The 16,581-nt window shown below is 32.6% G+C and carries 14 protein-coding genes and 4 pseudogenes; 6 read left to right on the top strand and 12 right to left on the bottom strand.

Annotated features, from left to right (window positions below; all coding sequences use genetic code 11):
• Window positions 1-50 precede the first annotated feature (50 nt).
• The gene (gene der / locus AACL19_RS00080; protein ID WP_339045758.1) at window positions 51-1,430 is read left to right on the top strand and encodes a ribosome biogenesis GTPase Der; all 1,380 of its coding nucleotides are present in this window, start codon (window positions 51-53) and stop codon (window positions 1,428-1,430) included.
• A gap of 80 nt (window positions 1,431-1,510) precedes the next feature.
• Here der and AACL19_RS00075 read toward each other — a convergent pair whose 3' ends face one another.
• From AACL19_RS00075 to AACL19_RS00065, 3 genes are all read right to left on the bottom strand, one after another.
• A complete protein-coding gene (locus AACL19_RS00075) occupies window positions 1,511-1,954 on the bottom strand; it encodes a hypothetical protein (RefSeq protein ID WP_339045757.1) in 444 nt (147 codons plus the stop codon).
• A 107-nt stretch (window positions 1,955-2,061) separates the two neighbouring features.
• Window positions 2,062-3,243 (bottom strand): argininosuccinate synthase, encoded by a 1,182-nt coding sequence (locus tag AACL19_RS00070; protein WP_339046720.1) that lies wholly within the window; start codon window positions 3,241-3,243, stop codon window positions 2,062-2,064.
• A gap of 91 nt (window positions 3,244-3,334) precedes the next feature.
• Entirely contained in the window at window positions 3,335-3,871 is a 537-nt protein-coding gene (locus AACL19_RS00065; RefSeq protein ID WP_339045756.1) for a hypothetical protein, read from the bottom strand.
• A 171-nt stretch (window positions 3,872-4,042) separates the two neighbouring features.
• On the opposite strand from AACL19_RS00065, the gene AACL19_RS00060 reads away from it, so the two are divergent.
• Window positions 4,043-5,272, top strand: a complete 1,230-nt coding sequence (locus AACL19_RS00060; protein WP_339045755.1) for a CCA tRNA nucleotidyltransferase — start codon at window positions 4,043-4,045, stop codon at window positions 5,270-5,272.
• Between the two features lie 124 nt (window positions 5,273-5,396).
• Window positions 5,397-6,222, top strand: a pseudogene (locus AACL19_RS00055) (transposase family protein).
• A 60-nt stretch (window positions 6,223-6,282) separates the two neighbouring features.
• Here AACL19_RS00055 and AACL19_RS06945 read toward each other — a convergent pair.
• The 5 genes and pseudogenes from AACL19_RS06945 to AACL19_RS00035 form a co-directional block, all read right to left on the bottom strand.
• Window positions 6,283-6,534 (bottom strand): annotated as a pseudogene (locus tag AACL19_RS06945) (baseplate assembly protein W); the annotation flags it as partial.
• A 49-nt stretch (window positions 6,535-6,583) separates the two neighbouring features.
• Window positions 6,584-7,405 (bottom strand): ankyrin repeat domain-containing protein, encoded by an 822-nt coding sequence (locus AACL19_RS00050; RefSeq protein WP_339045754.1) that lies wholly within the window; start codon window positions 7,403-7,405, stop codon window positions 6,584-6,586.
• A 114-nt stretch (window positions 7,406-7,519) separates the two neighbouring features.
• Window positions 7,520-7,762, bottom strand: a complete 243-nt coding sequence (locus tag AACL19_RS00045; protein ID WP_339045753.1) for a hypothetical protein — start codon at window positions 7,760-7,762, stop codon at window positions 7,520-7,522.
• Between the two features lie 196 nt (window positions 7,763-7,958).
• Window positions 7,959-8,954, bottom strand: a complete 996-nt coding sequence (locus AACL19_RS00040) for an ankyrin repeat domain-containing protein (protein ID WP_339045752.1) — start codon at window positions 8,952-8,954, stop codon at window positions 7,959-7,961.
• A 230-nt stretch (window positions 8,955-9,184) separates the two neighbouring features.
• A pseudogene (locus AACL19_RS00035) lies at window positions 9,185-9,391 on the bottom strand (major capsid protein); the annotation flags it as partial.
• A gap of 342 nt (window positions 9,392-9,733) precedes the next feature.
• Here AACL19_RS00035 and AACL19_RS00030 point away from each other — a divergent pair.
• The 3 genes and pseudogenes from AACL19_RS00030 to AACL19_RS06940 all read left to right on the top strand — a co-directional run.
• Window positions 9,734-9,874, top strand: a complete 141-nt coding sequence (locus AACL19_RS00030; RefSeq protein WP_339045751.1) for a hypothetical protein — start codon at window positions 9,734-9,736, stop codon at window positions 9,872-9,874.
• A 307-nt stretch (window positions 9,875-10,181) separates the two neighbouring features.
• On the top strand, window positions 10,182-10,736 hold the full coding sequence (locus tag AACL19_RS00025) for a glycosyltransferase (protein ID WP_339045750.1): 555 nt from the start codon (window positions 10,182-10,184) through the stop codon (window positions 10,734-10,736).
• Window positions 10,737-11,135: 399 nt separating this feature from the next.
• Window positions 11,136-11,303, top strand: a pseudogene (locus tag AACL19_RS06940) (IS630 family transposase); the annotation flags it as partial.
• 374 nt (window positions 11,304-11,677) lie between these two features.
• Here AACL19_RS06940 and AACL19_RS00020 read toward each other — a convergent pair.
• The 4 genes from AACL19_RS00020 to hemE all read right to left on the bottom strand — a co-directional run bounded on the left by AACL19_RS00020 (window position 11,678) and on the right by hemE (window position 16,429).
• On the bottom strand, window positions 11,678-13,945 hold the full coding sequence (locus tag AACL19_RS00020) for an NADP-dependent malic enzyme (RefSeq protein ID WP_339045749.1): 2,268 nt from the start codon (window positions 13,943-13,945) through the stop codon (window positions 11,678-11,680).
• A gap of 105 nt (window positions 13,946-14,050) precedes the next feature.
• A complete protein-coding gene (locus AACL19_RS00015) occupies window positions 14,051-14,746 on the bottom strand; it encodes a hypothetical protein (RefSeq protein ID WP_339045748.1) in 696 nt (231 codons plus the stop codon).
• A gap of 106 nt (window positions 14,747-14,852) precedes the next feature.
• The gene (locus AACL19_RS00010; protein ID WP_339045747.1) at window positions 14,853-15,353 is read right to left on the bottom strand and encodes a protein-disulfide reductase DsbD domain-containing protein; all 501 of its coding nucleotides are present in this window, start codon (window positions 15,351-15,353) and stop codon (window positions 14,853-14,855) included.
• A 56-nt stretch (window positions 15,354-15,409) separates the two neighbouring features.
• Window positions 15,410-16,429 (bottom strand): uroporphyrinogen decarboxylase, encoded by a 1,020-nt coding sequence (hemE, locus tag AACL19_RS00005; protein ID WP_339045746.1) that lies wholly within the window; start codon window positions 16,427-16,429, stop codon window positions 15,410-15,412.
• Window positions 16,430-16,581: the final 152 nt, after the last annotated feature.

Genomic DNA, 16,581 nt, shown 5'->3' with positions numbered 1-16,581 from the left:
TCATATTAATAAACTAACTTCGTTGCAAACTATGTTTTATGAATTCACTTATGTTTAAAATTGCAATAATTGGGTTACCAAACGCTGGAAAATCAACCTTATTCAATAGGCTTATTGGCCGCAAATCAGCCATAGTAAGCAGCATTGCTGGTGTAACTAGAGACAGGCGTGAAGGCATAGGGGGAATTAGTGATTTGTCATTCAAACTGGTTGATACAGGCGGTTGGGATGAGAAAATCACCTTCTCGCAACAAGTAATGGAGCAATTAGAATTGGCAATTGGTGAAGCAAATTTAATATTTTTCTTAATCGATGCTAATTTGAGAGAACAAAATAAAGAGCTTGCTAAATGGTTAAAAAAACGAACCAAAAAACCCATAATACTTATAGCAAATAAGTGTGAAAGTGAAAAATCTTGTGATGCTGATTATCTACAGCATTTTGATTTCTTAGGTCCTGTATACATTTCTGCTGAACACAACCTAGGTATGGCAGATTTATATGAAGTATTGAGCCCTATTATATCTGAATTTTATAAAGAAAATACACTAGAAAATAGCAGCAGTAGTAACATTAGAATTGCAATTGTTGGTCGCCCAAACGTGGGTAAATCTACATTTTTAAATAGTATACTTGGTAGCAATAGAGTTATTACTGATGAAAAATCAGGAACAACACGTGATCCAATAGATACAATTTATAGTCATAATGGTCATTCAATTACCCTTATTGATACTGCAGGAATTCGCAAAAAAACACAAATTATAGATGATTTAGAGGCCACTTCTGTAAAAAATAGTTTGGATATCATGAGGCGCTCGCATATAGTGATTTTACTTTTAGACTCGGTGTTTGGAATTGAGCGCCAAGACCTTCACATAGGAGCGCAAGCAATGAATGAAGGTAGAGGGCTGGTTATAGTTTTAAATAAGTGGGATTTAATTAATAGTAACGATCGCAAAACATTACTTAAGTTTATAAAACAATATGAGGTTAGCTTCAGTGCTCCAATAATTACCACTTCAGCACTTAAAAATGCTCGCTGCACAGAAGTAATAGATAAATGCCTTAAGCTCTATACTTTTTTTGATAAAAGAATCAGTACTTCCATGCTTAATAAATGGTTTGCAGTTGCTACCCAAAAACACAGCCCTCCCTTAGCTAAAGGAAAACTTATAAAATTAAAATATATAACTCAAGTTAGCATAAGACCGCCAGCTTTTGTCATAATGTGCAATACACCAGAAAACCTTGAAGAAAGTTACAAGCGCTATTTGCTAAATAGCTTAAGAGAAACATTTTACATGGAAGGAATACCAATGAAAATAATTTTTAAAAAGAGTAAAAACCCTTATTTAAAAAATAGTAACTATCAACTACCACCAGCTAAAGCTGGTGGTTTGGGTAAACGTTTGCAAAGCAAGTTTTAAAACTCAGAGATGTTAAATATGAACTTCTTGCTCTTCAATATATTTTTCTGTGTTAGTAGAATAAAGTTCTAATAAATTAGTCATTTACATTTACTTTCTTTCAGTTTAAGAAAAAATGAATTGCCATTTTTATCTTTGTCAGAGAAAGTTTTGACCTCTTGATTACTGTTATTTAAATCAAAGTGAAGGTCTACATGAATAGAAAGTGTGTAATTTGTCTCACTATCTGAACCAAAGGCTTCTTTTATATTTAAATTAAAATGACTTTTTTCTAATGAATGCATATCCAAATAACATTTAGATGGATATGAAGTTGCGCAAATACCAGAGATATTGTTTAACTGACCGCTTATCTCTTCATATTTTGCTATTTTTTGAAAAGGCCATATCTTACCATCTTGGCCAAGGTGTACTATATTTGCTAAATCAACATTCATATTACCGTGATAATGAAAGCTCTCATGGCCTTTATTATCGATATAATAACTTTCAACTTCAAAACATGGAAAATAATGGAGATCCATAGAAGTACCTATAAATTACACTATTGCTTATTACAATTATACAGTAAAAAAGTAAAATAATTTTAATTAAAAGTTAAAAATTTAATTTACTCAAGACAAAATTCAGATTAAACACGAAATCTCAGAGAATTAATTCTGATAAACCCTTCTGCATCACTTTGGTCGTAACTTTCATCATCAAAACTTGCAAGTGTTTGTGAATAAATGCTATTGTCTGATTTTCTACTAACAATTGTCACTGACCCTTTATATAGTTTAGCACGTATAGTGCCATTGACATTCTCCTGTGATTTATCAATCAGTGCTTGCAACATCTCACGTTCACGCGTCCACCAATAACCATTATAAATTAGTGCAGCATATTTAGGCATTATCTCATCTTTTAAATGTGATGCTGCTTTTTCTAGAGTAATACTTTCTATAGCACGATGGGCATGAAATAAAATAGTACCTCCAGGAGTTTCGTATACACCACGAGATTTAATACCAACATAGCGATTTTCAACTATATCTACCAAACCAATACCATGCCTGCCGCCAATTTCATTTAACCTTCTTAAGAGGTTTGCTGGTGATAGTTTAGTACCATCTACTGAGACTGGATCACCTTTAGCAAAGGCTATCTCCACATATTCAGGATTATCTTGAGCTTTCTCTGGTAGGATGATGCGTTGTAACATTGAGTAGTCAGATTCAATACTAGGATCCTCTAAAACCTTACCTTCAAATGAATTATGCAATAGATTCGAATCTATTGAGTAAGGCGGCTCATCAGTTTTATCCTGTAGTATATTTATATTGTGCTTTTTAGCATATTCCATTAATTTATTACGTGAAGTTAAATCCCATTCTCGCCATGGAGATATTACCTTAATTTTAGGGTTAAGACTGTAGTAGCCAAACTCGAATCTCACTTGATCATTGCCTTTGCCCGTTGCTCCATGAGCTACTGCATCTGCACCTACAAGCTTGGCTATCTCAACTTGACGCTTGGCAATCAGTGGACGTGCTATTGCTGTTCCTAGTAAGTAATAACCTTCATATAAAGCATTAGCACGAAACATAGGAAAAACAAAATCTTGAACAAATTCCTCTGTTAAATTTTCTGTATATATGTTCTTATCTTTTATTCCTAATACAGATGCCTTCTCTTTTATTAATGAAAGATCATCATCTTGATCCAAATTGGCAGTAAAAGTGACAATCTCACAATCATATTTATCTTGCAGCCACTTTAAAATAATTGATGTATCAAGCCCACCAGAATATGCAAGTACTACTTTTCTCACTTTTTGATTATTCACTGCTAATCTTAAATTTATTTATTAATTAGTTTAGCCTCAAAATGTAGAAAATAAATCTTTATTTTGTGATATTAAATTAGAAACTTGTTTCCATAAGTTCTAAAAGTTCTAAACAGTTAATTGGGTTTGACTTTGATAATATTGGCACTACACCATGTGAAGATAAAAAACCAGAGTCAGTACTGCTACGCTGAGGTGAAATGCTAGAGCCAATATTATATGAGGGTGGGAAGGGGCTTGAGTTAATGCCATGCGAACTTGGTACTACTATACTAGGAGTAGGATGAGGAGGAGAGATAGAAGGAGTAGAAGAACTATAAACGTCATAATTGCTGCAGAGCCTATAGCTTATGCCTATTGCTGAAATAAAACTAACCGTCCCTACTACTGACGTTACAATTGAAAACGTTGATAACGCTACTGTGCTGCATTCAGCTTCTAATCCATGATCAAGAAGATATATACCAGAAGAAGCAATAGCACTAGATAAAGAACAGAAAAATGAAAAAGCTGCTATTGTAGCAAATATTCTTGCTATTCTGTCTGTACAAGTACTAGACGAACCTAAATAATTATTAACAACACAACTTGCACTGCTGTTACTGTTTGTCATACTTTCTCAAAAAAATTGATTATGTCTTTTTTACAATAAAATATTAAGCAGTCAATAAATATTTTTATGGGCATTTGATTTTTTATTATAAAATTTGAAATGGATAAAAAATAATGAAGAAATTTACATTTTTTATCATATCCTATATTTGTTAAATACAGGTTATTAGGTATGCAAATAAATCAAAGTTGGATAGGTAATAAAGAGGTAAGACTAGTAATAGATGCTACTGAAAAATTTGGTGGAGAGATACGGTTTGTTGGTGGTTGTGTTCGAGATAATGTCTTGCAAAGAGAAGTGCATGATATCGATTTAGCTACTAATTTGCTCCCAGAGCAAGTGATAGACGCTTTAGAAGCTAGTAATATTGCAGTTATTCCTACAGGATTAAAGCATGGTACCGTAACAGCAATTATAAACCAACAACCGTTTGAGATTACAACTCTTAGACATGATATAAGGTGCGATGGTAGACATGCCGAGATTGAATTTACCAGTAGTTGGCAGGCAGATGCCTCAAGACGTGATTTTACATTCAATGCCCTATATGCTGATAAATATGGCAATGTATATGATTACTTTGATGGCTTAGGAGATTTAAAGCAAAGAAAGCTTAGTTTCATCGGCGATCCTGAGTCTAGGATAAAAGAAGATTATTTGCGAATATTGAGAGCATTTCGTTTTCATGCAGATATATGTATAGGTAAAATCAGCGATAAAATACTTAATGCATGTAATAGGCACGCATGGATGATATCTAGTTTATCTGGAGAAAGAATAAGAGATGAAATGTTTAAACTGCTATCATGTAGTGACCACTTGGTATCCACTTTAGTAAGTATGCAGGAGTGCGGTGTTCTGCAGAAAATCATTCCAGATAAAATCTCATGTCATGTCCTATCACATAAGGTTTTAAGTGTAGTTGATCCCATAGTTAAGTTAGCGCTGCTCTTACGTACAGCTATAGCTCATAGAAAAAGTATAGGTGAATATATGAGTAGCTTTTTACGCCTATCAAAAAAACAAAAGAAAAAATTAATGTTTATACTTAAAAACAGCATACCAACTGACTTGTCAGAAAAAGAGCAAAAAAGGTACATATGTTTGTTTGGTTTAGAATTGTATAAGGATATAATAAAAGTTTGCTGTATAGAGGCAGAAAAAGATGTGAGTGAAATACAGGAGTATATATTATTTGCCGATTCATGCTTCATTCCAGATTTTCCTATATCAGGTTCTGATCTGCAAAATATAGGATATAGACAAGGAAAATATTTGGGCGAAAGCTTAAAAATGATCAAAAATTACTGGGAAGCTAGCTCTTATGCCCTCAAAAAAGATGAGCTAATTTCGTACGCTAAGAGTTTACTTCGTAAAAAGAATAGAGAAGATATTCTGTAGGGTATATAGCTAAAAAGACATAAGTTCTCAAAGAATTTATGAGTAATTTGAGTATATAAGACCTGGTGCAAAAGAGGAGAAATGGTTATATAAAGAGAGATAGAGCAAGAAAAAGTGAGGCAAGATGAGCATAAATTACCATAATATAAAAGAACATCCGAGGAATTTTCGAGATGTAACAGGTCTGACAATAAGAGAATTCGAAAAGGTTATAGAAAAAGTGCGCCCAGAGTGGGAGAAAGTTAAAAAACGGAAATGGAAGAACATCAAAATAGCCTGTGTTGGAAGACAAAATACTTTGTATAATTCTGTATTATAGAACTTACATAACACACCGATTCTTGAGTTACCGATTCAACTTGTATAACTCAAACATCTGCCGATTACTCAAGAAAATGGAACCACTTTTGGCTAAAAAAATCTCAATAAAAAAGGACAGAACTATGACGCCAGAAAGAATTTTGAAGATATTAGCAGATGTTACAGAACAACCAATAGAACGGCCAAAAGACAGGAAAAAAAGAAAATTGTCTTATTCTGGCAAGAAAAGAGTAAACACGATAAAAACGGAAATCGTTATAAGAGAAGATGGGCAAATTCTATCAGTGTCAAAGTCATACAGAGGTCGAACTCACGATTTTAAGATATGAAAGCAGGAAAAAATGTTACCAAAAGAGAATATAAAGTATGCAGATTCTGGATATCAGGGGTGGCAAAAATTGCAGAGTAACGTTATGATTCCGCATAAAAGGTATCGAAAAAAATTGCTGACGGACGATCAAAAAGAGCACAATCGGAAGCTGGCATCATTTAGGATGAAAGAGGAGCATAAAATCCGTGAAATTAAGATTTTTAAAATCATGTCGCATACCTATCGCAATTTTCAGAAGAAATACAACATGAGATTTAACATAATTGCTGGTCTCGTAAACCTCAGGCATGAGTTTTAATTGATTCTTGCTGTTGTTGCTGCTGAAATTAGTTGCATACCGTTTCTCAGCGGGTCTATTCTTCCCTTCTGGCAGATACTTTCCTTCAAGTGATAAAACCTTCATTGACTTCTGTAATTTTAACTCTATCAACCATTTGGCTAAAGCTTCAGCCACTGATGCATAAATTTCTAAGTTTCGATTTATCTATAAGTTCAAATAGCCTAGAGCCATCTCATTGCCAATTGGTGTGGTTAGAATATCTACTATTGATTGTTTTAAATGCTCTAACCCTTCTAATACCTTGCCAACTTTAGCATCCATTCCTCTCATATCCTATCTAAACAAAAACGTTGCTTTATAATGCAAGAAATAATATGAGCTACAATGTTATGAACTGAACATCTTTTATATTTTGATCTTGTGTAGAACATTTTATTTTGTCCACTTTAGTATTAGGTTTTGACATTATATATGCACAAGCAAATATCAATGCTACAGATACAGATATGCCCACAAGCACTTGTACAGGCAATTTAACAATATACCCAATAGGTGCTATTACCAATACGGTTATAACACCACTTATAGCGATAATTTTTGCCTGTACCTTTTTCCTGCGCTCTATTTCTTTATTATACTTTGCTGTTTCTGCTTCCTCTAAAACAGTAGCCACATTCCTGTTTTTTGCGATATCTCTTGGAGTTTGGTTGTGAATATCTTCTATCAAAGGGTTTGCCCCCTTATCTAATAAAAATTGGACTACATCTACATGTCCTTTAGTAACAGCAAAATGTAATGGAGTAGAATTCAATTTAGATACTGAATTAATATTAGCTCCTTTTTCTAGTAATAATTCTACTATTTTTATATTGCCATTGCTAGCAGCGCAATGTAAGGAAATATACCCACCACCATCTTTGATATTAGATTTTGCACCTCTTTTCACTAAGCGCTCTACTGTCTTTGCATAGCCTTTATGAGCACAAATATTTAATGCTGTAGTATAATATCTGGAAGAAAACCTAAAATCTTGCCTTATTTCAAATAAGTGATCTATATAGAAATTATGTCCTTCCCAAGTATTATACACATCTTTATTATGTGAATACAGCTTTTGTTTAATTTCCTCAATTATGTTACTTTCTGTTGATTCTTGATCTATTTCCTGAAATATATTATCAATCTCTTGTTCTTTAATCATAACATCACCAATACCTACTTAACATAGACTATTTTAATCATAAACAAAAGAAAGGCAATCTATACATAACCTTCTCTCTACCCAGAGAACACATTATTACTACCACTTATTACTTCAAACCCACAAGAAACTAAATCTCCCACTCTTGCTATACCAAAGCAAAAACAGTAGTTGAGTTAACACTTTATTTTCTGTAAAATTATCAGATTTTCTTGCAACAGGTTTACAATTAACAAATACGTTACTACTTCCATGGGTACTAAAATGTGATACATCTTCTTCACAACTATCTCCTACCCGCACAACTGATTTACCTGTAAACATATTTTCTTCAGTTAAGATCGATTCTCTGAGCATTTAACCTAATACCATCTCGAGTTATCTCTAAACTTGACTGATTAACTTTAAGCGTAATTTCACAGAAATCTCAAGATGATTTTGTTATATGACAACTTTGTTCCATCTTGAAACACTAAGCTACTGATCATTCAGAAAAGCTTGGGTTAGTTTTTTAGAAAGATTTATAATATTTGCTTTTTAAAAAAGCTATTATTTATCTATACTTTGCCTTTTTAATACTTTGTATAGTAGATAGTTCTTTTGAACTATCTACATTCAGACTCAAACTTGATAAGCTTTCTAATGTGCTTAAAAATTTTTGACATTTAGATGCAGTAGATACTAAAGACCCGTCTACATTAGATCCAGATGAACTCACATTAAACATACTAATGCTGTTAGATCGGAATGAAGATTTATTTGAACTAATGTCTAAGCTGTCATAAGATTTACTACAGCTATTTGATGTGTTTGAATCCCTTTTGCGTTTGTGCATTGAATATTTATGAGCAAATGAGCTTATATCTACTGATGTCTTTGAGGATTCACCATACTTATGAACTATATTTCTCATTTCTTCTGTAGCTGCAAATGCGCTAAACGTTTGTCCGTAACAATTTTTTTGATTACAATCGGCTCCACATTCCAATAAAAACTCGACTGTTGATATATGGTTATTTTTGCTTGCCATAATTAAGGCAGAATTGCCTTCTTTATCTTGTGCATTAATATCAACTGCGTTATAATATAGTATTTCAATTACACTATTATATCCTTCTTGCGCAGCTAAATGCAGAGGGGTAAACCCAGAAGAATTTATTGCATTTACAGTATATTTGTCAAGCAGACCCTCAACTATATCTGGATAACCTTGCTCTGCAGCTAGATGAATGGGAAGATTACCATCTTTATCTTCTATATACCGAAATGCACATAATTCTAATAAGGTAGAAACCATTTCGATATCATTTATCAAAACTGCTAAATGCAGTGAAGTCCATCCATAAGTATTTCTTATATCAATTTTAGCACCCAACCTCACTAATGTTCCTATTAAACTATAGTGCCGATGTAAAACAGCTACGTGCAAAAGTGTATCTCCTTCATCGTCTTTAATATCAACATTACCACCTATTGAACACAATAGTTTTTTAATTAGATCTATGTCATTATTGAATGCAGCTTCAAAAAGCTCATCTTTTATCCTCATCATCCCCATCCAAACTATACTAATTCAAAGGTTATAGTATTTTTGGTATGTTACAAACTTTAAATAGCTAAACTTAGATTTGATATAAACAAAAATTACTACTACCACATTAAGGTAACAATTTTTATTAACTCTGATAGACTGCAATTTCTACTGCTTTTTTCTAAGATATATAATGCCTGCTGCCCTAGATATAAGAAACAATCTGCAAATGAACATTTTTAAACATATTAAGCGGTGATTTTGATCAATATTCCAGGTCTGTAACACATAGGAAACCCAATCAAATCTTCTTGTTTTGCATAAAGTTAAAGTATTTACAGTTTCATTAAAGTCTGCTGTAAGTAGTAAACGTATTTGCATGGGAAAACAATGTCCGGTATCTTTTTCATTCTCACATTGCTATCAGTTCGATACTCTTCAAAAGTAATGCCACATCATATCATTTCTTTGCCATCTTTCATAGTTTACAAAAAAGTTAAAAAAACAATAAAAAACTGCAAAAATTCTGCTTCCGTGGTTGTGAATATATATGATATAAAGAGAATGCCAATCTGGAGAGATTGAGGCTGTAGAGGCGGCCTTTAAAGTGGCAGATGTATAGGAAAAGAAGATCTGAATATATTGAATAGGATCTTTGGCGACCTACTGAATAGTTTTAGCTATTTTAGGCTCTTTTGCCTAGAGTAAGGGTTGATATCCTTATAGTTATATGCCTTAAAACATATAACCATAGCGCTTCCAATTATCAATTGGTAGTCCTCTCATGGTGGGAATCCGTGAAAAGGGCTAAAAACGCTCCTCTCTCTGATGTTGTTCATGTGCTTTCTCTCCAGATTGGCACTAAAAACAATAAAAGGTCGAAGAAAGTTCAAAACATGTATCAGAAATCTAATCTTAAAATAAACTCTATTTTATAACATCTTTTTATAATTTTTCTCTATTGATAATTTTTTTATCATTCTTTTTTCTTAACTAAACATTTTTTATGATGTGAACAATTCTTTTTTTTAACATTTTTATCATTCTTTTTATCCGGGTGTTTTGTGTAATTAAAAGCAGTTGCTAGCTTCCCAGACTTTTACTGTTACATCACCAGTGACAATAATATTTCCCTTATGGTTAATGACAAAAGTTTCGGGAATGCCAGATATTTTTAACATTCTTATCCATAGTAGCAATTATTTTATCTTGATATTAGTCAATATACTAATTATAGTATAACCCATGCTTAAAAATAATGATAACGTTGTTTCAAAAAATTTACCAATCTATTTCATCTGGTTTGGCAGTGATGTTCCACCAAAATATTTTGGTAACTTACAAAGAACTGCAGAGACAAACAAATCTCGAGATATTATTCTAGTTTACAGTAGAGAACATTTACCAGAAAATAATAGAAAAAATATTGATAGCATGGAAAGCATCAGTATTGATGACATTAAAACAAAAGTAGCATTAGAAAGGAACAGCAATACAAAAAATCTTTTTAAAATTGATGTCTACAAGATGGAGCTTGATAAGCAGGATGAGCGCATTTATGACTTATATAAGCAGATGTTTGAACAAAATACGTTCCTAGGAAAATCATACCCACTTTGTGCTACTAGTGACATAATTAGGCTACCACTAATCAACATTACAGGTGGAATTTATTTTGATATGGATACTAAGGTTACCGGAGAGATAGGAGATCTAGATAGTAAATATGGGTTTGATTTTAATAATTATTTTGATAATATCAAGCTAGATGTTGCTGCTGCTGATATCTTATCGACTTGATAACTTTGCAAACATACTAAAAATTTTTGCTTCGGATGTAAATCAGTCTATCTTTTTTTGACTACCTGTGGCTCTATCTCATAAGCTCAAATGAGTCTGTATTTTGAACTTTTCTACTTCTTCATTCTCATTTATTTTCTATTTCACCTTCTAAACTTGCTTCTATTGATCAGAGGCTCCTCCTTTGCCAGTTAGCAACCTCGGATGGACGATAATATATTAACTCTTTATAATCTACTAATCCACTGGTTTTATTCGATGTTTTTGCGTCCATTCCATGTTTTATATTAATATTTTTCTTGTTTGATCCAGTTTGTTGCACGCTCTCGGGAAAATAATTGCTCCTATGACCTTCGAAGTGATACAGAGGTTTTTAACTTTAACAATTTTTAACACTAGCCTGGTCAAACTGTAATTCTTGACAATGTTACTTTCCATAAATCAAAAAAAATCAGTGAATTTGCTAAGGCACTGAAATCTTCCACCCTGACTTTAATAAACTCATTGGTTAAAAACAGGGCCAGGAAGAACATCCCTCTGTTCAAGTCATATTCTGCTTTCTTATGAATCCTTCTGTGGGAAATGCTATATTTATAATTTTGAGCTCCATACATGAATTTTGAAAGAGGTCTATTCTTTTGATTTGCTAGCCCTTATTCTTTTGATTGTATTCAGTTAATTTTTGATCTCACTTTAATTTTTCCCTTTCTAGAAATTCTAAATAAACTCTATTTTTTGATTTGTTTCTATGTCATACATATTGGTATCGGATTTATAACGGCTAACAAAATAAGCTCCAGCTTCATCCATTTGTTTATTGGTACAACTAAGTCAGCAGTTGATATATTGCCTCTATAACCCTGATCTGTTAGCTCATGATTTAGAATGTAATTTTATCCCATTCATAACCACTATACATATCCTTTATAAAGATAAGAAGTTTACTTAATATCCATTGCAGCAAGTACAGCAAGGTTCAACATTTCCGATACTGACGATGTCATTTGCACGATTTGTACTGGTTTTTCCATACTTATTAAAATAGGTCCTACTGTAGATCCTCCACCTATTTCCTGTAGTAGCTTTGATGATATACTTGCACTGTGAAGCCCAGGCATAATCAAAACATTCGCTGATCCACTTAACCTACAGAATGGATATAAAGATAATGTATCTTGATTTAACGCTGCATCAACCGATAATTCTCCATCATACTCAAAATCTACATTGGAATTATCTAAGATTTCAATTGCCTTATGAATCTTCTCTACTCCATTTTTTATTCCATGACTACCAAATGCTGAAAAAGAAATAAACGCTACTTTAGGTTTATGGCCCATTTGTTTTGCCTTAGCAGCAGATTTTATTGCCACTTCAGCTAATTCCTTTTCCGTTAAGGTTTCATTTATCGCAGTATCAGCAATAAAAAGGGTACGATCTTTTGTAATAACTATAGATAAACCAAAAACTACATTGTTACCAAAGCTAATAATTTTTTGAACATCACTTAAAGAAGAAGTGTAATCTCTAGTTAGCCCAGTAATTAAGATGTTGCCTTCTCCACAAGCTAACATACAAGCTGCAAATGTATTGCGGTCAGTTTTTACTGCACGAACACAACTTCTATACAAGTAACCAAAGCGTTGTAATTTTTTATACATATAATCTATGTATACATCATTGTGCTCTGAAATTGCAGCATTCATAATCTTGATATTAGTTGTATCTTCAATACCAAGCTCTTTCATGTTCTCTATAACTTTATCACTACGTCCAACAAGTATTGGCTCACCATAACCATTATCACGCCATTCAACCGCTGCTCTTATTGCTCTTTCCTCTTCTCCTTCTGAGAAAATGATCCGCTTAGGACTAAGCTTAACATGTTCGTAAAGTAAATTCAGTGTATTGAAAGTTGGAGATAAACGTGACCGTAGTTGTTTTTTATACTCACCCCAATCTTTAATTTCTTTCCTTGCAACTTTTGAATCCATAGCAGCTTTCGCTACTGCAGGAGAGACAACTGAAATCAACCTAGAATCAAAAGGAGTTGGCACGATATAATCTGGCCCATAACTCATTTTTTTACCACCATAAGCAACAGAAACTTCATAAAGAACTGGCTCCTTAGCTAGTTTAGCAATAGCATATGCTGCTGCTATTTTCATTTCATCATTTATTGCTTTTGCTTGCACATCTAGCGCTCCCCTGAATATATATGGAAAACCCATAACATTGTTGATTTGGTTAGGGTAATCAGACCTTCCAGTAGCAATTATCGCATCAGGACGAGCTTTTCTTGCAAGTTCAGGTTTTATTTCTGGATCAGGGTTAGCAAGAGCAAGAATTATAGGACTTTTGCTCATACCAGCAAGCATATCTTCTGTAAGCACATTCGCTACAGATAAACCGAGGAATACATCTGTACCATTTAATGCATCTTTTAAAGAGCGACAAGAAGTATCAGCAACATATTTTTCCTTCCACTCATTCATTTCAGACCGGCCTTTATATATTACTCCATGTTGATCACATAAGATAATGTTATCACCTTTTATTCCTATCAGTTTCAACATCTCTGTACAAGCAATTCCAGCTGCTCCGGCACCATTTATAACAACTTTAATATCTTTTAATTCTCTTTTAGTAATATCAGCAGCATTAATTATGCCAGCTGCAGTAACTATAGCAGTTCCATGTTGATCATCATGAAAAACTGGTATATCCATCAGCTCGTTTAGACGTTTTTCTATTAAAAAGCATTCTGGAGATTTTATATCTTCTAGGTTTATCCCTCCCCAGCTTGGACCTAAATACCTAACAGCATTTACAAAGCTCTCAACATCGCCTGTATCAACTTCTATATCAACTGCATCTATATCAGCAAAGCGTTTAAATAAAACAGCTTTTCCCTCCATAACAGGCTTTGAAGCTAAAGGACCTATATTACCAAGACCTAAAACTGCAGTACCATTTGAAATAACTGCAACATAATTACCTTTTGCTGTGTAATCATAAACTCTGCTTGGATCTTTTTCTATTTCACGACATGGCTCTGCAACACCAGGAGAATAAGCTAAAGATAAATCACTCTGAGTTAACAGGGGCTTTGTAGGTAAGAGAGAAACTTTACCAGGTTTATTATTTTTTTTGTGAAAATCAAGTGCTTCTTGCCTTTTGTTACCCAAGTGCTCACCATTACTATTCATTTTAATACTACAAACTTACAGTACAAAGTTTATTATGTCTCACTTATAAAGTCAATTTTCTATATTTATGTTAAAACCATATCTATGATAAGCTCTTTAAAAACTTTAATTCTTTATATGTTCTAAGATACTCTTTGTGTTATTTAAAAAACAGCTTTTTTCATTTTCTAAATTTTCTAGCTCACTACTTATAATTAAATTAAAACATTTTGGTTCAAAACATTGCAACTTTGATTCATCAAACTTTCTATCATCAAAATCTCTGTAGAGACTACTAACAACATTCCAATATATCTCTATTTTATATGTTTCTGATTTATTAAGTATTGGTGTAATTATTTCTCTAATTTGCTTATTAGCTTCCAACCTACTTAAACCCTTTTTCATTACTTTTTCCATTAACTCATCTTTTATCTCATCAACATACTTTTTACCAAGATCAAAAGCATTACTTATTCCTCTTTCTGCTTTTCCCCTTATCATGCTTACTAAATCCTTAGCATGAGTTTTAGCAATTTTTTTCTGCCACTCACTATACTCATTATTCCTAAACTTTATACCTTCACATTCCCCTCCTACATCAAACATCTCTTCATTGCAAACCTTATCACCTTTATAAATGTAACTACCTATATCAGTTTGACTATTAGGATTCTGATAAGCTTGTATTGCTCTCTTGTTTCCAGCAAGCTCTTCTCTATACCTGCTTACGCAATCTGATATTACTTTATCACAGTCAATAGCCCAAGCATTCATACAAATAGTTAAACTTAATACAAATAAAGGTAAAAATTTTCTCATAACACACCCCAATTTTAAATAACACAGTTATAGACTAATATAGAAAATAGTATATTAATACTAAATAAGAATTTTTATTTTTCAAATAAAAACTGATAGTGTTGTATTACTTATACTTCCATTCGTTTATCAAATTTCTAACTTTTATATCTATAAAATAATCAGATTTGATTTTAATTCCAATTTCTTCTTTTTTTGGAATACATATTTCCTTGCAAACGGAATATTCAACTGTTAAAAAAAATTCAGTATCATTACTGTTTTTTAGTAAATCAATTGTCATTGGGAATACGACAATACCTTCATATACCCAACTTATAAATGTATCTTCCTCTATTTTATCTATATGCAATTTTGGTTTTGGCCAATGTGTTTTTGCAATAAACACTTTATCATCAGAGCTAAATGACGTCGGTATACCAAAATCTCCATTATCTTTGTAGTATATATGCCACCCATCCTCAATTTTTACTTTTAAAGCTGCCTCAATTTTTGAATTTTCCACTTTGCCAATCAGCAACTCAAACTTTGCAACTTTATCCCTGCTTGTTGCAACATAAGGATATATCAGCAATAAAATCAATAATATAAGAAATCTCGATTTCATTTTACTATTTTTGTATAAAATACAACTAAAGCGATAATAATCTATTAAAATATAGATTAATAGTTGTTAACAAACTTAACCAACTCTTCAACATGCTCAACTGGAGTATCTGGTATTATACCATGACCTAGGTTAAATATAAATGGCTTATCCGCAAAACAATCCATTATCTTCCTTGCTTGCTCAATTGCTCCTGTTTTATCATATGCTAGCAAATATGGGTCCAAATTTCCTTGTATTGGTAGTTCTATGTTATCCTTAATCCAATTTATAGGCATACTGTAATCTACACTTATAGCAGAGATACCAGTTTGCATAGCGTATTTTTTATAAAACAAACCTGCATTCCTCGGAAACCCTATTATTGGAAATTTTGGGTATTTACTTCTAATGCTAGACACTATTTCTCTTGTAGGTTCTATTATCCACTTATCAAAAACGTCTCCTGTAAGTAATCCTGCGTTACTCTCAAAAAGCTGTATAATGTCTGCTCCACTTTCTATTTTCTTCATAAGATAAGCAGTAGTTATATCTACCAATCTTTCCATGATAAATTCAAAGTTATATTTATCTGTGTAACACATTTTCTTTGTTTGCAGCAACTGTTTACTACTTCCCCCTTCTATTATGTATGATGCAACTGTCCATGGACCACCTGCAAAACCAATTAGTGCTTTTTCTTTCTGCAGATTTTTTCTCACTGACTTTACCGCTTCAAATATTGGTAATAGCCTCTCTAACGCCTCCTCTTCACTTTTTAATGCTAGGTAGTTGTTTATTGGGTGAATCTTTGGTCCAAAGCCTTTAATAAATTCAACATCAAAACCAAGCGCATCTGCGACTACTAGAATGTCTGAGAAGATTATAGCAGCATCTAGGTCAAACCTCTTTATTGGTTGTAGTGTAAGCTCTTCCACTAGATTCGGTGTATAACAAAGACTAATAAAGTTATCTGATTTCTGCATTACTTTGTGATACTCTGGAAGGTATCTACCAGCTTGACGCATTAACCATATATTTTTTTTTCTGCCTTTTGTCCTGTCTTTTATTACTTCTACCAAACTATCCTTTTTCACTACATTAATTAAATAAATTATATAATATAATATATATTGTGTTGTGGATAATTTTGATTTTTTTATTTTTTGGTAAAGATAATTATTTATAAAGCTGTGGATAAAGCTGTGGATAAAATATGGAATATCACATGTAATTGTTGTGAATAACA

Source organism: Candidatus Mesenet endosymbiont of Agriotes lineatus, assembly GCF_964019585.1.
In the GTDB taxonomy this organism is placed as follows: domain Bacteria; phylum Pseudomonadota; class Alphaproteobacteria; order Rickettsiales; family Anaplasmataceae; genus Mesenet.
Note: the sequence above shows the minus strand (reverse complement) of the source record. Positions and strands in the feature narration are given on the sequence as shown.